The sequence below is a fragment of the Marinobacter sp. L-80 genome (assembly GCF_056859395.1).
Genome location: NZ_JBSXOI010000077.1, coordinates 1 through 23,667, shown reverse-complemented (window position 1 = coordinate 23,667; position 23,667 = coordinate 1). Strand labels below are relative to the sequence as shown.

The 23,667-nt window shown below is 57.9% G+C and carries 5 protein-coding genes; 4 read left to right on the top strand and 1 reads right to left on the bottom strand.

Going from position 1 to position 23,667, the window contains the following annotated elements; all coding sequences use genetic code 11:
• Positions 1-262 precede the first annotated feature (262 nt).
• The 4 genes from AC13E3_RS19615 (at position 263) to AC13E3_RS19600 (ending at position 22,656) form a co-directional block, all read left to right on the top strand.
• On the top strand, positions 263-18,733 hold the full coding sequence (locus tag AC13E3_RS19615; RefSeq protein ID WP_482902423.1) for an Ig-like domain-containing protein: 18,471 nt from the start codon (positions 263-265) through the stop codon (positions 18,731-18,733).
• A 98-nt stretch (positions 18,734-18,831) separates the two neighbouring features.
• A complete protein-coding gene (locus AC13E3_RS19610; protein ID WP_482902422.1) occupies positions 18,832-19,512 on the top strand; it encodes a PEP-CTERM sorting domain-containing protein in 681 nt (226 codons plus the stop codon).
• Entirely contained in the window at positions 19,505-21,340 is a 1,836-nt protein-coding gene (locus tag AC13E3_RS19605) for a type I secretion system permease/ATPase (RefSeq protein ID WP_482902421.1), read from the top strand. Before AC13E3_RS19610 ends, AC13E3_RS19605 begins: the two co-directional genes overlap by 8 nt.
• Entirely contained in the window at positions 21,340-22,656 is a 1,317-nt protein-coding gene (locus tag AC13E3_RS19600; protein ID WP_008171966.1) for an HlyD family type I secretion periplasmic adaptor subunit, read from the top strand. Before AC13E3_RS19605 ends, AC13E3_RS19600 begins: the two co-directional genes overlap by 1 nt.
• Positions 22,657-22,743: 87 nt before the next feature.
• Here the strand turns inward: AC13E3_RS19600 and AC13E3_RS19595 are convergent, their stop codons facing one another.
• Positions 22,744-23,514, bottom strand: a complete 771-nt coding sequence (locus AC13E3_RS19595; RefSeq protein ID WP_482902420.1) for a carboxylesterase family protein — start codon at positions 23,512-23,514, stop codon at positions 22,744-22,746.
• Between the last annotated feature and the right edge of the window lie 153 nt (positions 23,515-23,667).

Here is a 23,667-nt window from a genome sequence, read left to right as displayed (position 1 = left end):
AAAATTTACACCATCCTCGTGCATCTGGGCCAAACAGGGTGTTTTCAAATATCTTTAAGAAATAAATTATTGTTTCGCAGCAAAAAAAACTTTGTGGTTTGGTTTTTGCTCAAGCACATCAAGTGGTCGATTACCCTGCCTGAGTGAATTATTGGGATTTAAGCCGTCTCGACCCGAGGGCATGCTGTAAAGGATTATGGATCAGTAAATCCTTGTGCCAATAACACCCGCATCCGGATTTCGTGCTGCGCATTCGTGTGTCATGCCGCCGGGTTCTTCATGGATTGAAACTCTAGAAGGGGTTCTCGACGTGAACATGGTACTCAATTCTCAGACCAATAACCCATCCAAAACCCTACTCATTGCTGACGCCGAACTGAAAGGCATAGAACTACTCCTGTCCGGTGAACTGAAAGCCGACCACATCTTGCTAGTCCAGCGTGATGATGACGCCTTGTTTAAATTGGAGCGCTATCTGAACTCGGCAGGTCGCGAATTCAGTCAATACTTTATTTTGTGTCACGGCGCCCCCGGAAAATTAAAGTTGGGGGCACATGAGATTGATACGAACCAGTTGGCAGTGCGAACAAGTCTGAACCTGGGGCTTTCAAAGTGGATGCGCGGGAAGAGATTAGGGCTGATCGCGTGCAGCGTCTCAGCTCAGGAGTGTGGGGTGCGTCTGCTGGAGGCATTGGGCCAGCATTGGGGCGTTAGGGTTTCTGCATCCCCAACCAAATTGGGTCATACCGAAGCGGGCAGAAACTGGGCGATTATGGATAATTCGGGTACGACTTCCACTCTCCCGCTTTCATCCTTTGCCATGGCCACCTATGAGTACTCACTCGATGACAACCCCTTTGATGAGGGCAAGGTGAACCTCTACACCAGTGGTGATCAGGATGAGCCCGTCATACGCACGTTGGCCGATGGCAGCTATATCCTGGTCTGGACGTCGCAGAATCAGGATGGCAGTGGCGACGGTATCTTTGCGCAGCGTTTCAGCGAGTCCGGCGCCCGCCTCGGTGCGGAATTTCAGATCAGTGACTCCGCCATCGGGGATCAGAACACAGCGGCAGTGGCCGCTCTGTCGGGAGGTGGTTATGTGGTGACCTGGGAAGCCGCCGATGGGAGCGGAACCGGCATCTACAAACAGCAGTTTGATGCCAGCGACCAGCCTTTAGGTGGCGTCGCGTTGGTCAATACCTCCACCTCTAGCTCTCAGTATGAGGCGCAGGTGACAGGGCTGACCGATGGCGGATATGTGGTGGTTTGGCGTGATGGCGGCAGCCTGGACGGCAGTGGCGACGGGGTTTTTGCGCAACGCTACGATGCCGCCGGCAATGCCGTGGGAAGTGAATTCCAGGTCAATACCGAATTTTCCAGCTCCCAGTTTCAACCCAGTGTCAGCCCTCTCGGGGATGGTTTTGTGGTGGCCTGGGCGTCTTTTACCAGTGGCACTGCCGGCGACGGCAGCGGCTACGGCATTTTTGTGCAGCGCTACAGCGATACGGGGACAGCGCTCGGCGGGGAGGTCCAGATCAATCTGGAAACATCGGGCAATCAGACCGAGCCGAGGGTTACTGAACTCGCCAGCGGTAACTTTGTGGTGGTCTGGACTTCTGCAACCAGTGGGTCTGCCGGGGATGGTTCCAGTGACGGGGTGTTCGCGCGTTTATTCAATGCCAGTGGCACACCGCTTAGTGGCGAGATACAGGTCAATACCACCACGAGCAGTAACCAGCAGGACTCCGCCATTACCGCCCTTGCAGGCGGTGGTTTCGTTATTGTCTGGACCGATCAGAGTGGCGCAGACGGCAGTAGCAGTGGGGTTTTTGGTCAGGAGTTTGACGCGTCCGGCAATCCAGTAGGTTCTGAGTTCCAGGTGAACGAAGAGATCAGCAGTGTCCAGTACCAGCCCACGGTGACTGCGCTGGATAATGGCGGTTATGTGGTCGCCTGGTCTTCCTTTACCAGTGGCTCTGCCGGTGACGGCAGTGGTTACGGCATCTTCAGCAAGACCTTTGGCGATCCTGCTGCTTTTTCGATTCAGGCCAGCCCGGAAGTGGACGGCATTCACACCAACGTCACCTATGATGAGAACGACCTCAACAGCGCTCCGCAGCTGATTGATACCAACGGTGCGTCGGCAGTCAGCGATGCAGACTCGGCCAACTTTGATGGAGGCACCCTGATTGTCAGCCGGATCACCGGTTTCGGTATCTTTGATCAGTTCGGACAGGATGCAGAGTCTCAGGAACAGTTCGGTATCCGCAATCAGGGCACCGCTGCCGGCCAGATTGGTGTGTCAGGCACCGACGTAACTTATGGCGGCATCGTTATCGGATCCATCACGTCAGACGGCAGCAACGGCGGTGATCTGGTGGTCACGCTCAATGCCAGTGCCAATCCCACCAGTGTTGAAGCGTTGGTTGAAAATCTCACCTATGAGAATACGTCGGACGATCCGGTGGCTTCCCGGGATATCACCATTCAGCTCAGCGACGGTGACGGCGGTACTTCTGAGCCGGTCATAGTAACCATCAATATCACGCCATCCACGGACGGCGTTGGACCGGTGTTTGGTGAACGTCAGGTCAACAGCTTTGTGGAGGGGGAGCAGCGTGAGCCGTCGGTCGCCTCTTTGGCCGATGGCGGTTATGTCGTGATTTGGGAATCGGATAACGAAGACGGCTCCGGCTATGGGATTTTTGCTCAGCGTTATACTGCGGAGGGCGTGATTACCGGGCCGGAGTTCATCGTCAATTCCCAAATTTTTGGTGATCAGGTCGACGCGCGGGTCACCGGCCTTGATGGTGGTGGTTTTGTCGTGAGCTGGACCGACCAGGTGTCCAGCGCCGATGGCTCGGGCTATGGGGTTTTTGCCCAGCGCTTTGGTGCGGATGGGCTGCCCGCGGGCAGTGAGTTTCTGGTCAATACCACGACCAGTTCCTTTCAGTATGAATCGGCGATTGCCGCACTGAATGACGGTGGTTTTGTCGCGGTCTGGCGGGATGATAGTGGCTCGGACGGCAGCTCTGCCGGTGTGCAAGGGCAACGGTTCGACGCGGCAGGTAATCCGGTCGGAGGTGAATTTCAGGTCAATACCGAATTCAGCTCTTTTCAGTATGAGCCCAGCGTCAGTGGCCTGAGTGGCGGCGGGTTTGTGGTGACCTGGACGTCCTTCACGTCCGGGTCTGCCGGGGACGGCAGCGGTCAGGGCATCTTTGCCCAGCGTTACGATGCAGCCGGTAACCCCCAGGGTGGTGAGTTCCTGGTCAACACCGAAGTGACTGGCGATCAGAGAGAATCGGTGGTGGCGGGTCTGGCCGATGGCACCTTTGTGGTGGCCTGGACGGATCAGAGCGGGCTGGACACCTCTAACTACGGTGTCTATGCCCAGCATTATGCGGCGGATGGCAGTGCCTTGGGCGGCCAGTTCCGGGTGAATGAAAACGTTTCCAGCAACCAGTACGAACCGGCTATCACCGCGTTGGACGGTGGCGGGTTTGTGATCAGTTGGCGGGATGACAGTGGCCGCGACGGCAGTGGCACGGGCGTCTTTGCGCAGCAGTATGATGCGACAGCCAGCCGGGTCGACGGCGAGTTTCAGGTCAATACCGAATTCTCCAGTACCCAGAGCCAGGTGGCACTGGCCGGACTTTCTGGCGACAACTTCGTGGCGGTTTGGCGTTCTCAGAATAGCGGCACCGCCGGCGATGGCAGTGGCGGCGGCATCTTCCAGCAGTTGTTTGGGGAGCCGGCAGACTTTGGTAGCCAAGCCTCGCCCATCTTATCGGAGTTCACGCCCGAAGTGACATTCTCGGAAGCAGCACTGAATGCCGGCGCACTGCTGCTGGATGCGAATCAGTCTGTCTACGTGGCGGACAGTGATTCAGCTGACTTTGACGGCGGTAGTCTGCTGGTCACTCGACTGGGCCTGCTCGAACCAATACTCGATCAGTTTGAGAGCCCCGATGATGGTACTCAGGATCAGTTGAGCGTTCAGAATCAGGGCGTCGGCGCCGGCCAGATCGGTGTCAGCGGAAGCAGTGTAACCTACGAAGGGGGAGTCATCGGCACCATCGTTTCAGATGGCAGCAACGGTAGCCGACTGGAGATCACCTTCAACAGTAATGCCGATGCAGCCGCCGTAGAAGCGCTGGTCGAGCGCCTAACCTACGCCAATACCTCCGACGATCCGGTGCCATTCCGGCAGTTCCGGATTCAAATCAGCGATGGTGATGGTGGTACATCTGAACCCGTGGTGGTCAAGGTCAACGTCACGCCGGAACAGGACGGTGTTGCACCCGTGTTTGGCGAACGCCAGGTCAACAGCTTTGTGGAAGGTGAACAGCGTGAGCCGTCAGTTGCTTCTCTGGCCGATGGCGGTTACGTGGTGGTTTGGGATTCAGACGGGGAGGACGGTTCCGGCTATGGCATTTTTGGTCAGCGGTATACCGCCGAGGGGGTGATCACCGGGCCGGAGTTCATCGTCAATTCCCAGATTTTTGGTGATCAGGTTGAAGCCCAGGTTACTGGCCTTAACGGTGGCGGGTTTGTCGTAAGCTGGACCGATCAGTCGTCGAATGCAGATGGGTCTAGTTGGGGAATCTTCGCCCAGCGTTTTGGCGCAGACGGTCTGCCCGCGGGCGGCGAGTTCCTGGTGAATACCACCACCAGCTCCTCTCAGCAGGAATCGGCCATTGCCGCATTGAATGACGGCGGCTTTGTCGCAGTCTGGCAGGATAATGGGGGTGCGGACGGCAGTAGCTCTGGAGTGCTGGGGCAGCGGTTCGATTCGGCGGGTAACCCGGTTGGGGGTGAATTTCAGGTCAATACCGAATTCAGCTCTTTTCAATACGAGCCCAGCGTCAGTGGCTTGAGTGGCGGCGGTTTTGTGGTGACCTGGACGTCTGCTACGTCCGGGTCTGCCGGTGACGGCAGCGGGCAGGGCATCTTTGCCCAGCGTTACGATGCAGCCGGTAACCCCCTGGGTGGCGAGTTTCTGGTCAACACCGAAGTGACCGGCGAGCAGAGAGAATCGGTGGTGGCGGGTCTGGCCGATGGCACCTTTGTGGTGGCCTGGACGGATCAGAGCGGGCTGGACACCTCTAACTACGGTGTCTATGCCCAGCATTATGCGGCGGATGGCAGTGTTCTGGGCGGCCAATTCCGGGTCAACGAAAACGTTTCCAGCAACCAGTACGAACCGGCCATCACTGCGTTGGACGGCGGCGGGTTTGTCATTAGCTGGCGGGATGACAGTGGTCGCGACGGCAGTGGCACGGGCGTCTTTGCGCAGCAGTATGATGCGGCAGCCAGCCGGGTCGACGGCGAGTTTCAGGTCAATACCGAATTCTCCAGTACCCAGAGCCAGGTGGCACTGGCGGGACTTTCTGGCGACAACTTTGTGGCGGTTTGGCGTTCTCAGAACAGCGGCACCGCTGGCGATGGCAGTGGCGGCGGCATCTTCCAGCAGTTGTTTGGGGAGCCGGCAGACTTCGGCAGCCAAGCCTCGCCGACGCTGGAAGGCGTTAACACTGAATTGGATTTGTTTGAGGGGGATGTCAACACGACGCCGCAGCTGCTGGATGCCAACGGGGCAGTCGCTTTGAGTGATCTGGACAGCAGCGATTTTGACGGCGGCATGGTGCTGGTTTCCCGGCAGATTATTCCCGTGCCTTTATTGGGCCAGCTCAACGTACCGGATGACGCCACACAGGATCAGTTGGGCGTCAGGAATGAGGGTCCCGGCGCAGGACAGATTGGAGTATCCGGTACAGCGGTTACCTATGGGGGCATCGTCATCGGAACCATTGCCTCCGATGGCAGTAATGGATCCAACCTGCAGATTGACCTGAACAGCAATGCGACGGTAGAGGCGGTTGAAGCGCTGGTCGAAAACCTGACCTATGCCAACCCCTCAGATGACCCGGTAGACACCCGCCAGTTCCGTATTCAGGTAAGCGATGGAGATGGCGGCACAAGCGAACCGGCGTTAGTTAACGTCAATATCATTCCGGAAGTTGATGGTGTTGAAGCCATAGGGGCAGAAACTCAGGTCAACACAGAAACGGCGGCGGAACAATCCGAGCCGTCAGCAGCGACCTTGTCTGATGGCAGTTACATTGTCGTTTGGCGCTCCGATAGCAGCGGTGGCAGTGCGGATGGCAGTGGCTTCGGTATCTTTGGCCAGCGCTTTGCCGCTGACGGCTCGCCGCTCGGCACGGAGTTCCAGATCAATACACAAGCGGTGAATGCCCAGGATCAACCGGATGTGGCTGCGTTGACGGGCGGCGGTTTTGTCGTGACCTGGAGGGATCAAAATAGCAGCACCGATGGTTCGTCCAGTGCGGTGTCTGCCCAGCGTTTTGACAATGCGGGCGTGTCTCAGGGCAGCGAGTTTGTGGTTAACAGCACAACATCTAGCGGTCAGTATGAACCGGCGATTGCCGAACTCAATGATGGTGGTTTTGTTGTCGTCTATCGTGATGATAGTGGCTCGGACGGCAGCTCTTCCGGTGTTCAAGGTCAACGATTTGACGCGGCGGGTAATCCTGTCGGCACTGAGTTTCAGGTCAACACGGAAACCGGTTCATTCCAGTATGAGCCGGGTGTGAGCAGCCTCGCTGGTGGCGGTTTTGTTGTTACCTGGACGTCCTCTACCTCCGGTTCTGCCGGTGACGGCAGCGGCCAAGGCATTTTTGCCCAGCGCTACGACGCGGCTGGTAACCCTGTGGGTAGCGAGTTTTTGGTGAACACCGGAGTGTCCGGTGATCAGCGGGAGTCGGTGGTGGCGGGCTTGGCTGACGGCACCTTTGTGGTGGCCTGGACGGATCGGGCCGCTCTGGATGCCTCGTCCTGGGGCGTATTTGGCCAGCACTTTGCGGCAGATGGCACGCCGTTGGGTGAGCAATTCCGGGTCAATGAAAGCACATCCAGCAACCAGTACGAACCGGCGATTACCGCCATTGATAACGGCGGTTTTGTGATTAGTTGGCGCGACGACAGCGGCCGCGATGGCAGCGGTGCAGGTGTGTTTGGGCAGCAGTATGATGCCAGTGCCGCCCGGGTTGACGGTGAGTTTCAGGTCAACACCGAATTCAGCAGCAGTCAGTACGAACCGGCGCTGACCCACTCGGCAGGCGGTGGTTTCGTCGCCCTGTGGAGCTCGTTAACGAGTGGTACTGCGGGGGATGGCAGCTCCTCCGGTGTCTTCCTGCAGCGCTTCCAGGACGCCTCGCCGGCGCCTTATGAGCCACCGTCTGATCTGCTGAATGAACGGCCAGTGAATCTGTTCACCAGCGCAGATCAGGATGCTCCAGCCTCTGCCACCCTGACGGATGGAAGCTACGTGCTGGTATGGACGTCTGCCGGTCAGGACGGCGACAGCGATGGCATCTTCGCACAGCGTTTCAACGCCTCCGGCGAACGTATCGGGCCGGAATTCCAGGCCAATACCCAGCCCATCGGGCAGCAGTATCAGGCGGAAATTGGTGCCTTGAATGATGGCGGGTTTGTCATTTCCTGGACCGCCAATACCGGTCAGGACGGCAGCGGCGCCGGTGTGTTTGCGCAACGTTATGACGCCTCAGGGGCGACCGTCGGCGGCGAATTCCAGGTTAATACCGAAACCAGCAGTACTCAGGATAGCCCGGTAGTGGCTGGCCTTAGCGGTGGTGGTTTTGTAGTGATCTGGGACTCCACTAACAGCGGCACGGCTGGTGACGGCAGTGGCGACGGTGTCTTTGGTCAACGCTATGACGCGGCCGGCAGCCCGGTCGGCTCCGAATTCCAGGTGAATACCGAGTTTTCCAGTAATCAGAATGATCCGGCGGTGTCGGCGCTGGGCACTGGATTTATCGTGACCTGGACCTCCAACACCTCGGGCAGTGCCGGCGACGGCAGCGGTCTGGGCGTGTTCGCCCAACGTTATGATGCCAGCGGCACGCCGTTGGGCACCGAGTTCCAGGTTAATGTCGAAACAGCTTCTACGCAGGACGAGTCCGAGGTTGTCGAACTGGCCGGTGGCAATTTCGCGGTGGTCTGGACATCTACGACCAGCGGTTCCGCAGGAGATGGCAGCAGTAATGGCGTGTTTGCCCGGCTTTTTGATGCTGCGGGCACCGCGTTGACCGGTGAGGTGTTGGTGAATACCACGACTGCTTCCAATCAGGAAGACGCTTCTATTGCTGCCTTGTCCGGTGGCGGCTTTGTGGTGACCTGGACCGATAATAGCGGCTCGGATGGCAGTGGCTGGGGCGTCTTTGGGCAGGAATTCGACGCCGCCGGCACCCCAGTGGGGGCGGAGTTCCAGGTCAACCAGGAGTTCACCAGCACCCAGTACCAGCCGACGGTTACCGGTCTTGCAAACGACACCTTTGCCGTCGCCTGGAGTTCTTTCACCAGCGGGTCAGCTGGCGATGGCAGTGGTTACGGGGTGTTCCAGCGTTTATTCGGCGATGCCGCCGATTTCACGGTGCAGGCGGATCCTGAGCTGGAAGGCCTGCCCAGCGTCGTCAGTTACCTGGAAAACGACCTGAATGCAGCACCTCAGCTGATTGATACCAACGGCGCTGTCGCGGTCAGCGATATGGATTCAGCCGATTTCGAGGGCGGCCAGTTGGTGGTCAGCCGGCTGGTTGGTTTTGGTTCGGCCGATCAGTTTGGTTTGGATGCCGAATCACAGGAACAGTTGGGTATCCGCAACCAGGGTAACGCCAACGGCGAGATCGGGGTGAGCGGCGGCAGTGTGTCTTATGGTGGCACCGTTATAGGTAGCGTTCTGAGTGATGGTAGCAATGGCAGTGACCTGATTGTCGAATTCAACAGCAATGCCACCGCTGAAGCATTAGAGGCACTGGCTGAAAACCTGACCTATCAGAACACCTCCAGTGATCCGGTACCCTCCCGCCAGTACACCGTTCAGATCAGCGATGGCGATGGTGGCAGCTCCGATCCTCACATTATCACGATCGACATTGAGCCTGAGGTCGATGGCGCAGCGCCGGTATTCGGTGAACGCCAGACCAACAGCTTTGTCACCGGGTCGCAGGAAGATCCGGCGGTGGCGTCACTGGCCGACGGTGGATACGTCATAGTCTGGGAATCCGACGCTCAGGATGGGTCGGGCAATGGCGTATTCGGTCAGCGCTATAACGCCGAAGGTGTCATCGTTGGGCCGGAATTCCTGGTCAATGGCAATGTGCTGGGAAGCCAGGTGGACCCTCAGGTCGCCGGTCTTGTCGGCGGTGGTTTTGTAGTGACCTGGACGGATCAGGATTCCAGTGTGGATGGTTCCGGCTGGGGCGTTTTTGCCCAGCAGTATCAGGCCGATGGCACGCCACAAGGTACCCAGTTTCTGGTCAATACCACCACATCAAGCTCTCAATATGAGCCCTCTGTGGCGGTGCTTAATGATGGCGGCTACCTCATTGCCTACCGCGATGGCGGCAACGCCGATGGCAGTTTTGACGGCGTGTTTGCCCAGCGCTACGACGCCGCAGGTGCCACTGTCGGTGTCGAGTTTCAAGTCAACACAGAGGCCAGTTCCAACCAGTTTGATCCAAGTGTGGCATCGCTCGCTGACGGTGGGTTTGTCATTGCCTGGACCTCAGTCAACAGTGGCAGCGCCGGTGATGGTGATGGCTGGGGTACCTTCGCCCAGCGCTATAACGCAGCTGGCACCCCGGTAGGCAGCGAGTTCCAGGTCAACACCAACGTCCAGGGCTCGCAGTATGAAGCCGTGGTCGTGGGCCTGTCTGGGGGCGGCTTTGTGGTGGCGTGGCGTGACGACAGTGGTTTGGATGGCAGTGGTAATGGGGTTTTTGCCCAGCTTTACGACGCCAGCGGTGCGCCGGTCGGCGGGGAATTCCGGGTCAATGAGACTACGTCCAATTCCCAGACCGAACCGGCGATTGCTGCTCTCGACAATGGCGGCTTTGCGGTCGCTTGGCGCGATGGCAACAGCCCCGACGATGTTTTCGCGCAGCAGTACGACGCGGTTGGTAATCGCGTTGACGGCGAATTCAGGGTCAATACCGAAACCGCCAGTACCCAGGCGTCACCGTCCATCGCAGGTCTGCCTGGTGGCAATTTTGTGGTGGCCTGGCAGTCGTTCACCAGTGGCTCCGCCGGCGATGGCAGCAACTACGGCATTTCACACCAGCTGTTCGGTGATGCCGGTGATTTCTTTAGCCAGGCTTCCCCAGAGTTGGCCGAAGTGAACAGCACGGTGACCTTTGCTGAAAATCTGGTGAACGCCGTGCCGCAGCTACTGGACGCCAACGGCTCGGTGTCGCTGACGGATGTGGACTCCACCGATTTCGCCGGTGGCAGTGTCCTGGTCAGCCGCCTGACTATTCCCGAGCCGCTGTTGGATCAGTTTGAAAACAACGACGACGGTACTCAGGATCTGCTTGGCGTCCGCAATCAGGGAACGGGCGCCGGCCAGATCGGGGTGAGTGGTAACAACGTCACCTATGAAGGCACGGTGATTGGCAGCGTGGTATCGGACGGGCAGGGCAGCAATCCGCTGGAAATCAGTCTCAACGCAAGCGCCGATGCCGAAGCGGTGGAGGCACTGATTGAGAACCTGACCTACCAGAACCTGTCGGATAACCCGGTGGAATCACGCCAGTACCGCATTCAGGTCAGTGATGGTGACGGCGGAACCAGTGAGCCGGCGGTAGTGTCGGTCAACATTACACCTGAACGGGACGGTGCTGAGGCGGTATTTGAGGAGCGTACCACCAACAGTTTTGTCGAGGGCAATCAGGACGAGCCCGCCATAGCGGGACTGGCCAACGGCGGATACGTGATTGTCTGGGAGTCAGACGAGCAGGACGGCACCGGCAGTGGTGTTTTTGGTCAGCGCTACTCCGCCGATGGCGTGATTGTCGGGCCTGAATTCCTGGTCAATACCCAGGTTCTTGGCAGCCAGGTCGATCCTCAGGTCACGGGGCTGGCTGGCGGTGGTTTCGTAGTGACCTGGACCGACCAGCTCAGCGGTGTTGACGGTTCTGGCTGGGGAATATTTGCCCAGCGTTTTGGTGTGGACGGCCAGGCCCTGGGATCGCAATTCCAGGTCAACTCGACTACGGCCAGCTCTCAGTCTGAGCCTTCCATTGCAGCCCTGAATGACGGTGGCTTTCTCATTGCCTATCGGGACGGCGGCAACGCCGATGGCAGTGCTGACGGCGTGTTTGCTCAGCGCTACGACGCCACCGGCGCGACCGTCGGTGCCGAATTCCAGGTCAACACTCAGACCAGCTCCAACCAGTTTGATCCAAGCGCGGCGTCGCTTGCTGACGGCGGATTCGTTATTACCTGGACCTCGGTCAACAGTGGCAGTGCGGGTGATGGTGATGGCTGGGGCACTTTCGCCCAGCGCTATAACGCAGCTGGCAATCCGGTTGGCGGCGAATTCCAGGTCAATACCAACACCCAGGGCTCGCAGTATGAAGCCGTCGCCACCGGGCTGACCGGTGGCGGCTTTGTGATCACCTGGCGTGATGACAGCGCGCTAGACAGCGCCAGCAGCGGCGTTTTTGCCCAACTCTATGATGCAGCAGGAAATTCGGTGGGCAGCGAATTCCGGGTCAATGAGACTACCGAAGGCTCCGAGTTCGAGCCGACGATCGCCGCGCTGGATACTGGCGGCTTTGTGATTGCCTGGCGAGACAGCACTGGTTCAGACGATGTCTATGCCCAGCAGTATGACTCTGCCGGCAATCGCATCGATGGTGAAATCCTGGTGAACACGGAAACGGGCAGCACCCAGGCTTCGCCCGCCATTGCCGCGCTACCGAATGGCAACTTCGTGGTGGCCTGGCAATCCTTTACCAGCGGCACGGCAGGGGATGGCAGCGGTTACGGTATCAGCCATCAACTGTTCGGCAATGTGGGAGATTTCTCCAGCCAGGCCGCACCGGAACTGGAGGCGTTCAATAGCGAGATTACGCTGGCAGAATCGGCCGTCAATCTGACGCCTCAGTTACTCGATGCCAATGCGGCGGTCGCAGTTAGCGATGCAGATTCCAGCGACTTCGACGGCGGCAATATACTGGTATCCCGTTTGAATATTCCAGAAGCCATGCTGGATCAGTTCAATATTCCGGACGACGGCACCCAGGATCAGTTGGGCGTCCGCAATCAGGGCGTAGGGCCCGCCGAGGTGGGCGTCTCTGGCACGTCAGTTACTTACGGCGGAACGGTCGTCGGTACTATCGTGTCCAATGGGCAGAACGGCAGCCCCCTTGAAATTACATTAAACGCCAATGCAAGCGCCGAGGCGGTGGAGGCCGTAGTTGAAAACCTGACCTATGCCAACACCTCGGATGATCCGGTGCCCAGTCGTCAGTTCCGGGTGCAGATCAGCGACGGGGACGGCGGTACCAGCCAGCCTCAGGTGGTCACCGTCAACATCACACCGACCCCGGATGCCGCAGTGCCAATCTTTGGCGAACGACAGGCCAATACTGAGACCGATGGCACTCAGGATGAGTCTGCCGTGGCTACCCTGTCTGATGGCAGCTTTGTCATTGTGTGGACCTCCCAGTCCTCCGGGACAGCCGGTGACGGCGATGGCGATGGCGTCTTTGGTCAGCACTTCGATGCACTTGGAAATCCGTTGGGAGCGGAGTTCCAGATCAACACGGAAACCGCCACTAACCAGAACAATCCCCAGATAACGGCCACCAGCGATGGCGGCTTTGTGGTGGTCTGGCAGTCCGCTTCCAGTGGCTCCGCCGGTGACGGTAGCAGCAATGCCGTTATTGGCCGTCAGTTTGACGGTGTTGCCGGCGATGGCACGCCCACCGCTTCGGCCGCTGATTTCGTGATTAATACCAGTACTTCTTCAGCTCAGGATGAACCGGATGTCGTCGCTCTGCCAGGTGGAGGCTTTGTGGTGGTGTGGGAGTCCTCGGCTAGCGGCGCGGCTGGCGGTGACGGCAGTGGTGTCGGGGTGATTGGTCAGGTATTCGATGCCGCCGGCGCCACAGTCGGCGCCGAGTTCGTCGTTAATACTGAAACCAGCTCTACGCAATTCCAGCCCAAGGTGACCGCACTGTCGGACGGTGGCTTCCTGGTGGTCTGGACCTCGGTAACCAGCGGCGATGCGGGCGATGGAGACAGCAACGGTATTTTTGCCCAGCGCTACGACGCGGTGGGCAGTGCCGTTGATCGGGATGGATCAGTACTAGGGGTAGGAGAAAGCGGCGAGTTCCAGATCAACGTCACCATCGATGCCGCACAGGATGTCCCGGATGTGGCAGGGCTGGCCGGTGGCGGTTTCGTAGTGACCTGGGAATCGTCCGGTCAGGATGGCAGCGGCGACGGAATCTATGCCCGCCAGTTCGCCGACAACGGTTTGCCTGTGGAGAACGAGTTCCGCGTCAATGACGAGCGTGGTTCCAGCCAGCTCACGCCTGCGGTGACGGCGCTAGACACCGGCGGTTTTGTGGTGACCTGGCGGGACGACAGTGGCCGTGATGGCAGCGGCACCGGCGTGTTTGGCCAGCAGTATGATGCTTCCGGTAATCGTCTTGACAGCGAGTTTCAGGTCAACACGGAGTTCAGCTCAACCCAGTTTGAACCTGCCCTGTCGGCCCTGCCTGGCGGCGGATTTGTGGTGTCCTGGAGTGCCTTTACCAGTGGTGCCAGCGGCGACGGCAGCGGCTATGGCGTCTTTTACCAGCTGTATGGTAATGCGCCTCCCCAGGTCACGGATGGTGACGTGGATGGCTTCGAGGATCAGCTCCTGGTGCTGAGCGATCAACTGTTTGTCGATAATTTTGATGACCCCGATGGTCAGGGGCTTGCGTTCATTGAGATCGCGGTACTGCCGGACAATGGCGATCTGCTACTCAGTGGTGCGCCGGTCAGTGTCGGTGATCAGATTTCGCTGGCCCAGCTCGCCAATGGCGATCTGGCCTACCTGGGTGATTCGGATTATTTCGGACCGGACACCTTTGGCTGGCGGGGCAGCGATGGGCTGGTGTTGTCGACGGAGGTTGCCCAGACCAATATCACACTGGCACCGGTCAATGATGCGCCCGGGCTTGAAGCGGGTGCCGATGGCACCAGTACGGAAGGGCAGAATTTCAGTCAGAACCTGACGCTGTCCGATCCGGATCCGGACACCTACACCATCACAGTTGACTGGGGAGATGGTTCGGAGCCTTTGGTGTTCAACAGTGCCAACAAGAGCCCTAACATCAATCACACTTTTGCCCTGGAAGGCACCTACACGGTAACGGTGACCGTCAATGACAACTCCGCTGCGGCCAATGCCGAAGAAACGGATACTTTCGAGGTTACGGTGGAGAACGGCAATCCGATAGCACGGGACGATTTCTTTACGGTTGATGAGGACGACAGCGTTAACGGTAATGTGCTGCTCAACAATGGCACTGGCGCGGACTCGGATACCGGCGGTGACACGCTTTCGATCTCTGCGGTCAACGGTGTTCCGGCGGACATTGGCAGTACCATTACGCTTTCCAGCGGAGCACTGCTGACGTTGAACGCCGATGGCACCTTTGCCTACGACACCAACGGCGCATTCGATAGCCTGTCAGGCACACAGAATGGAGCCGACAGCTTCACCTATACCCTGTCAGATGGCGACGGTGGAACCGACACCGCCACTGTGAATCTGACCATCAATGGACTGAATGACGATCCGATTGCGCAAGACGACAACGTCAGCACCAATGAAAATGTTTTGCTGAACGGCAATGTTCTGGTGAATAACGGCAACGGCGCGGATGAGGACATCGACGGCGGTGTGGGCGGACTGACGGTGGTGGCGGTCAATGGCTCACCAGTGGATGTTGGTGCCGTGGCTACACTGGCTAGCGGCGCGCTGCTGACACTCAATGCCAACGGCACTTTCAGCTACGACCCCAATGGGCAGTTTGATTCACTGGATTCCGGGGAAACCGGCGGTGATTCCTTCACCTACACCATTGAGGATGAAGGTGGGGCACAGGACACCGCGACGGTCAATGTAACGGTCAATGGTGTCGGTACCACCAACACCCCACCGGTTGCTCAGGATGACAGCTTTACCACCGATGAAGACACCGCGATTGCCGGTAATGTGCTCAGCGACAACGGCAGTGGAGCGGACGCCGACGCCGACGGTGACACGCTAACCGTCACGACAGTAGGCACCTTTGCAACCACCGGTGGCGGCCTGATTAACATCAACGCCGACGGCTCGTTCAACTACTCCCCCAACGCTGCTTTTGAGTCACTGGCAGCCGGTGAGAATGATGCGGATTCCTTCACCTACACGCTCAGTGATGGCAATGGCGGAACGGACACTGCCACCGTCAACTTCGCGATCGATGGTGTTAACGACGCACCGGACGCTGTCAACGACCTGCTCAGCACGGACGAGGATACGCCGCTTTCCGGCAATGTGTTTGCCAATAACGGCGTGGCGGCGGATTCGGATGCCGAAGGCGATATCTTTGTTGTCTCAGCCGTCAACGGTAATGCCGTTAATGTGGGGGTTCAGATTACGCTGGCAAGCGGGGCCTTACTCACCGTTAACGGCGACGGCACCTTCACCTACGACCCGAACGCTCAGTTTGAGTCATTGGGTGTTGGCCAGTCTGATACTGACAGCTTTACTTACACCATTGACGACGGCAACGGTGGCACCGATACCGCCACGGTGACCCTGGCAATCAACGGGGTCAACGATGCGCCGGATGCGGTTGACGATGCCTTTGCGACGGATGAAGACACTGCCTTATCGGCCAATGTGTTGGCGGACAACGGCGCCGGATCTGATTCCGACGTAGAGGGTGATGCGCTGGTTGTCACCGAGGTCAACGGTAACGCGCTGAATGTTGGCGCCCAGATCACCCTGGCCAGCGGCGCGCTGCTGACGCTGAATGCCAACGGCAGTTTCGACTACGACCCCAACGGGCAGTTTGAGACTGTGGCGGTGGGCGACAGCACCAGTGAAAGCTTCAGCTATACCGTCAGCGACGGTAACGGCGGCACCGATACGGCCACCGCGACCATTACCATCGACGGGGTGAACGACGCGCCTGTGGCGGCTGATGACGCTTTGGTGACTGACGAAGACAGCCCGGTGAACGGCAACGTGCTGGCCGACAACGGCAACGGCGCCGACAGCGATGTGGACGGGGACACCCTGACGGTTTCCGCGGGCAGCTTTGCCACAGCCAAAGGTGGACAGGTCACACTGAATGCCGACGGCACCTTCACCTACGACCCGAGCGGCGCTTTTGAAGGCCTGAACACCGGTGACAGCGACACCGATGCCTTCACCTACACCCTTGGCGACGGCAATGGTGGCAGTGACACAGCCACGGTGAACATCGTCATCAACGGGGTCACGGATGTGCCCGACAATGTGCCGCCGGTGGCTCAGGACGATAATCTAAGCACCAACGAGGATACGCCGCTTTCGGGCAGTGTCTTGGTAGACAACGGCAATGGCAGCGATTCGGATGCCGACGGGGATACGCTGACCGTTACCCAGGTCAACGGCAACGGGCTGAATGTCGGCACTCAGATCACCCTGGCCAGCGGCGCCCTGCTGACGCTGAATGCCAACGGCAGTTTCGACTACGACCCTAATGGCCAGTTTGAAGGGCTGGCGGTGGCCGACAGCACCAGCGACAGCTTCAGCTACACCGTCAGCGACGGCAACGGCGGCACCGATACGGCCACCGCGACCATCACCATCGATGGGGTGAATGACGCTCCGGTGGCGCAGGACGACGCTGCGACCACCGATGAGGACACCGCGGTCAACGGTAACTTGCTGGCCGACAATGGCGACGGCGCAGACAGTGATGTGGACGGGGACACCCTAACGGTTACTGCGGGCAGCTTTGCCACGGCCAAGGGTGGTCAGGTCACGCTGAATGCCGATGGCACCTTCACCTATGATCCCAGTGGCGTATTTGAATCACTGGCCGTGGGCGACAGCGACACCGACAGCTTCACCTACACCCTTGGTGACGGCAACGGTGGAACCGATACGGCCACGGTGACGCTGACCATAAACGGGGCCAACGATGCGCCCGTTGCGGCAGACGATAACGTGGTGACCGACGAGGATAGCCCGGTTACAGGCAATGTTCTGGTGGATAACGGCAACGGCGCCGACAGTGATGTGGACGGGGACACCCTGACGGTCACTGCGGGCAGCTTTGCTACGGCCAAAGGCGGACAGGTCACACTGAACGCCGACGGCACATTCACCTATGACCCGAACGGTCAGTTCGAGTCATTGAACAATGGCGATACGGATAGCGATTCCTTCAGCTATACCGTCAGCGATGGTGAAGGGGGAACCGACACGGCAACCGTCAATATTGCCATCAACGGGGTGACTGATCAGGCTGGCAATGTGGCACCGGATGTCGTGGATGAAAACTACAGCGTTCATGCTGGTGAAGTGCTCACGGTTGCTGCAGCGGCCGGTCTTCTGGCCAACGACACCGATGCGGATGGCGATCCGCTTAACGTGCAGTCCATTGAGGCCCCGGCCAACGGGACTCTCAATATAGCGACGGATGGCTCCTTCACCTACACGCCGGATCCGGGCTTTGTCGGTACCGAGGAGCTGACCTACACGGTCAGTGACGGTACCGCCACCAGTACAGGGACGGTCACCATCGAGGTGCAGAACGAGGCCCCGTTGGTTGGGGACGACAGCTATACGGTACACGCCGGCCAGGTACTGACGGTCGCTGCGCTGGACGGGTTGTTGGCGAACGATAGCGATGCGGATGGCGATCCGCTTAACGTGCAGTCCATTGAGGCCCCGGCCAACGGGACTCTCAATATAGCGACGGACGGCTCCTTCACCTACACGCCGGATCCGGGCTTTGTCGGTACCGAGGAGCTGACCTACACGGTCAGTGACGGTACCACCAACAGCACCGGCACGGTGACCATCGATGTGCTGCCAAGCGAAGTTGAAACCATCTCCCTGGGCGATGCTCCGACCCGACTGCCAAGGTCTGACCGGGATGCCTGGAGTAATGCCTGGACCGATGCGTCCGTGACCATTACTCACAAGGCCGATATCACTGACAGCGGCGAAGTCTGGAGCAATGCCTCCCTCTCTGCTGCCGGCTCCCATGTGCTATCTGGAGGCGATATCTATGCCGGGGATCTCGGTGTCAGCGGACAGGCCATTGAGACCGGGCAGGCACGCCAGGAGATTGAAGGAACCGAAGCCCTTCGCTTTGAGCTGGATGGCGTTGCTACCGAAGCAACGCTGGAGATATCCCGGCTCGATACCGAAGGCGTTTTCCGGGAGTCGGGCAGGGTGCAGGCGCTGGACGACCAGGGCAATGTAGTCGCAGAAGTCCTGTTCAACGCCGATGATCTCGCCGGCGATCAGCCAGTCCAAATCTCCGCGAGCCAGGGCTTCACGCAATTGGTACTGACTGCTGGCACCTATGATGGCTCTACTTTTGTGTATGGCGCGCTGGCAGATGATCAGGGTGATTATGCGGCGCCTGCCAATGGAGCGCTCAGTCAGGGTAGCGACTACTTGCTTGATAGCGTTGAGTTTGTCTTTGGCGCTGTTGCGACAGAGCCAGAACCCTTGCAGGCGGTGGCGCAGTCAGCAGGCGGTGAGGGCAGCACTACGGATGTCGATCCTCTGGAGATTGATATGCCACTGATTGGTATTCAGGAGCCCGAGGGCCCGGATCAGTTCGTCTGACCCAGGTTACCCGGAGCGTAGCCATGCTCCGGGTAATAAAGCCAAGAAGGAGCTCGGCAACACGCGGGGTAATAAAGCAAAAAAATGGAGTGTTTCTCATGAACTCAAAGCAGTTATTGACGGGTCTGGTGCTGGCTCTATCAATGCCCATGGCCGAGGCGGGCCCAATTTATTCACAATCCCTATTGGACGACGGCACCAGTTTAGGAACCTTTAGTTCGCTGAGTGGTGGGAATCAGGTTGCCGATAATTTTTCATTCGATCAGGAGTATTCGATCACCGGCCTGGCTTGGTGGGGCTCCTATTATAAAGTTGACACAGGAGACTCATTTACTGTCCGATTGCTCAGCGATGATGGTGGGCAGCCTGCAGCAAACGCCGATATCCTCGATAGCAATTCTTTGGATGTCGGTCGAACTGCCGAAAATGGCGTAACGGATGCCGATGGTCAACAGATATACCGCTACGAAGTATCTCTCAGCCTGATGCTGGGGCCGGGCGATTTCTACCTCTCGATCATGACTGATTCCGATGATTCGTGGTTCTGGGCGGACGCGGCTTCTGGTGATTTGACCAACTGGTTCCGGGTTGATGCACTGGACACATGGACCGATGAGTATTCCGACTACGATCTGGCCTTTGTGTTGAGTGGCGAACCGGCTGTCATAGACGTCCCTGAACCTGAGTCTTGGGTTTTAATGCTGCTCGGTCTGTCTGGCCTGCTTTTCCGTCAAAGAGGACGGTGCACTCGTTCGATATCCGCTGCGTGCCATGGCTGATACGACAGGTGTTCCTTCGGGGGCCGACAACGACAGCCCTCTTGCGCAAGCGGTAGCAGGGCTCAAGCGGTACCTAAAGGTACTACTCGGCTTCAGTTGCTTCCTGAACCTGCTGATACTGACTGGTCCGCTGTATATGCTGCAGGTATACGACCGGGTGTTGGTGTCGCGCAATGAACCGACGCTGGTTTATCTTACTCTGCTGGCAGTCGCGGCTTTGCTTGTTCTGGCGGCGCTGGATGTGGTGCGTTCACGCATTCTGGTGAGATTGAGCAACAACTTCAGTCAGACGGTTACTCCCGAATTGTTTCGCCTGATTCTGGGTAGAGCGAGAACAGCGAACGGATTACGTGATCTGGAAACCGTACGCACCTTTCTTACCGGCTCCTCCATGGTGACTCTCTTCGATGTGCCTTGGGCGCCCTTGTTTCTGGGTTTTGTCTATATATTGCATCCTTATCTTGGTCATGTGGCACTCATCGGGGCGGTTGTGCTTTTTGGCCTGGCTGTCTGGAATGAAAAACGTACCCGCGGGTTGCTGGCGAAAGCTGGGGAGTATCAGCGTAAGGCAACGGATTTTACCGAAGTCAGTGCGCGCAACTCCGAAGCGATCAATGCAATGGGTATGCTGGACAATCTGCAGCAACGCTGGTTGGGAGACCAGCGTGCAGCACTGGCGTTTCAGGCGATCGCCAGTGACCGTGCAGGAACCCTTGTTTCTGCCGCCAAATTCGTTCGCTTTACCCTTCAGGTGGCGATCTTGGGCACTGGTGCCTGGTTGGCGATCCAGGACATTATCAGTCCCGGCGCTATGATTGCGGCCTCTATCGTCATGTCCCGTGCGCTGGCACCGGTGGAATCCTCCATCTCTAGTTGGCAGGGACTCCAGGGTGCAAAGCGTGCTTATGCGCGGTTGCAGGAAGCCTTCGAGCATTATGAAGCCGGTACGCCAATGTCATTACCCGAACCCAATGGGCAGATTGGCTTTGAAAATGTCTATGCCCGCCCTCCCGGTTTAGAGGCGCCCATCATCAAGGCCTTCAGCTTTGCCATAGAAGCAGGGGATTCGGTAGGTATAACGGGTCCCAGCGGTGCTGGTAAATCATCTCTGGTCAAGCTGATGACCGGTATCTGGCTTCCTGAGTCCGGAAGTGTCCGTTTGGACGGTGCTGAATTCCTCAATTGGAACCGTGCCCAGCTGGGTCGCTATATCGGGTATCTGCCGCAGGATATTGAGCTCTTTCCGGGTACGGTTGCGGACAACATTGCCCGCTTCGGCGAAGCAGACCCGGAGAAAGTAGTCACTGCCGCCAAGCTGGTCGGTGGCCATAGTATGATTTTGGATCTGCCTAAGGCATACGACACGCTGATTGGACCCGGAGGAGCCAACCTTTCCGGCGGGCAGCGCCAGCGTATCGGTCTGGCCCGAGCACTTTACGATCTTCCCAAATTGATTGTGCTGGATGAACCCACCTCGAATCTTGATGCAGAGGGTGAATCTTCGGTACGCACACTGATTGGCTGGCTAAAAAAGCAGAAGATTACCTGCGTGGTGATCGCCCATAAACCGACGGTTATCGGTGGAGTCGATAAACTGATGGTTATTCAAAAAGGAGTCCTTAGCCAGTTCGGTCCTTTAGACGAGGTTCTTCCGGGGATCACTCGTCAGGTACCGGCGGAGAAAACCACTGTGCCTGCCTATGGAGCAGCCGGTTCCGGTATCGTCGGAAGCAATGTCGAGGCACGGATCCCTGTCAAGAACGGTCGTGTGAAGCTGACTGCTGCTGAAACAAGGGTCAGCGCCAACGAGAATCAAGGAAAGCAGTGATGACTCCAGTTGAAGACAGCGTGCCTCCAATCGTTACTTCCCCAAACGCTCCCATTTATACCGGTGTTGTTATTATTCTGGTCTTTATCGGAGGTTTCCTACTCTGGTCGCTGCTGACAGTACTGGCCAGTGGTGTTCTGGCAGCCGGATCGGTTCGGGTAGACACAAGCCGCAAACAGATACAGCACCTGGAAGGCGGTATTGTGGCAGAGATCCTGGTGCGGGACGGGGATATGGCCGAAGCTGGACAGCCGCTCGTGCTCCTGGACAAAACCCGGGCAGGCACCTCGATGGAACTGATCCGCCAGGGGCTGGAAACCGCCCAGGCATCCAAGGCCCGACTCCTGGCGGAACAGGAAGATGCTGAGGAAATAGAGTTTCCGGAGCCTCTGGCTCAACGTACCTCCGATCCGAAGGCTCTGGAGATCATGAAATCCCAGCGCCTGTTATTTGAGGCTCGCCGAACTTCACTAAAGGGGCAGATCCAGATACTTGACCAGCAGATCCTGCATCTGCGCGAACAGATACAGGGGCTCAATGCCCAGCAGAACGCCAAGGCCTCTCAGATTGATTCAATCGAGGGCGAGCTGGAGGGGCTGCGGGGTTTGCTCGCCAGGGGAATGATTGATAAAACCAGGGTGCTTGCACTGGAGAGGGATGGGGCTGAACTGGCCGGGGAACGCGGTGAATTGATTTCCCAGATCGCCGCCGCGAATTCGAATATCGGGGAGAAGGAGCTGGAAAAGTTCCAGCTGATGAAATCATTCAAGGAGTCGGTGTCTAATGAGCTCAAGGAAGTGCAGGCAGAGGTTCACGACTATACCGAGCGTTTGCTGGCTGCCAGACATGTACTGGACCAGACGGAGTTAAAATCTCCCGTTGATGGCGTGGTGGTCGGTTCTGGAGTGCATACAGTGGGTGGCGTGGTTTCCCCCGGTGCTGTATTGATGGAAATTGTCCCTGTCCATGATCGCCTGATTATTGAGGCCGCGGTCAGCCCTCAGGATATTGACAACGTGCGCGCGGGCCTTGCCGCCGGCGTCAAATTCACGGCCTTCAACCAACGTGAAGTTCCCGAAATTCAAGGTGTCGTGACATACGTGGCTGCGGATATTTTTGAGGACAGCAAGTCTGAAGAGAGCTATTACAAAGCCCGAATAGAGGTTGAGGATAGCGAAATTTTGCGTTTAGGAGACCGGAGAATACAGCCAGGGATGACTGCTGATATTGTTATTCGCACCATTGATAGACGACCGATAGACTACCTTTTGGAGCCTCTTATCAGCAGCGCCAGAAAGGCTTGGCGCGAATCTTAGAATGCCTCTCACTCGGCCTCATTAGTAAAGCCCGGAGCCGGAAGCGCACCGGGCTTTTCAAGAGGATGTGCCTCTAAGGTGCCAGTTTCAACTACCTAACCAGAAACTGCAGTTTCGAGCCTCGTTGAACGTTGGGCCACCTGACAGCATCGAAAAAGGACCAGTGTTTTCGGCAGGCGCCTGCAACGATTGATAGCCCTGATTCACAAAGGACAGCCATGCAGGCAGAGTTCCGTCGCTCGGCGTTGGATTGCCTGAGCGGGCAAATGCAGCCCAGTAGCGGACCATCGTTTCTGCAAGCGTTGCCGAGTCTTCAGAGAACTCTGCTTCCAGCTCAGCCTGAGAGGCAAATACATAAGGAATCTCAGTGGCGTGCGCAGCACCTAACGCGGGTTGAACTCTTGTAAATAATGGTGAAGGCAGCGGGGCATTTCGGTCTGCAAATTCATAAGCGTAGACCGGGACATGTTTCGCGGCAGCTGCGATGTTGCCAAAGCCTGGGCACGCAAAGATAGCATCGGTGCCTACGGCAGAGACCGCGATGTCGGCATTGTCAAAATCATTCAGGGGATAGCGATCTACCACTGCGTCTGCATTGGCCTCCGTGACTGAACCATATCGCCGGATCAGTTCTTGCCGATAGTCCGTCGAACTCCCTGCAAGCCGATCCTCAAGTGAATCGCGACCACTCACCAGCTGTTCAGCGGCAACAAACAATCGCCATTCATCTCGGTTGGAGCCCTCCAACACCTGGTCTGCGGTGAACTGCCCACTTGCTAAGGCGGCTGCCACAGTCTGCTCAAGAACACCCGGTCGCTGAACAATCTCCGAACCGAATTCAGGATCGCCGGCCTGCAAAGCAAGGAGTTGCTCTAGGAGTCTGCGCGGCAGAAGCTACATTCTGGCACAATAGATCAAAATTCTTCAGCAACAGGATGACTGATGGGAACCACTTTCCGCCCGTATTCGCCTGGCCAGGAACTGCTTCTTCCCCCGAGCCTGAACGAGTGG

Excerpts from the sequence above, each read along its gene's own strand:
- AC13E3_RS19615 (WP_482902423.1), top strand. The coding sequence starts at position 263 with ATGCCGCCGGGTTCTTCATGGATTGAAACTCTAGAAGGGGTTCTCGAC.
- AC13E3_RS19610 (WP_482902422.1), top strand. The coding sequence starts at position 18,832 with ATGAACTCAAAGCAGTTATTGACGGGTCTGGTGCTGGCTCTATCAATG.
- AC13E3_RS19600 (WP_008171966.1), top strand. The coding sequence starts at position 21,340 with ATGACTCCAGTTGAAGACAGCGTGCCTCCAATCGTTACTTCCCCAAAC.
- AC13E3_RS19605 (WP_482902421.1), top strand. The coding sequence starts at position 19,505 with ATGGCTGATACGACAGGTGTTCCTTCGGGGGCCGACAACGACAGCCCT.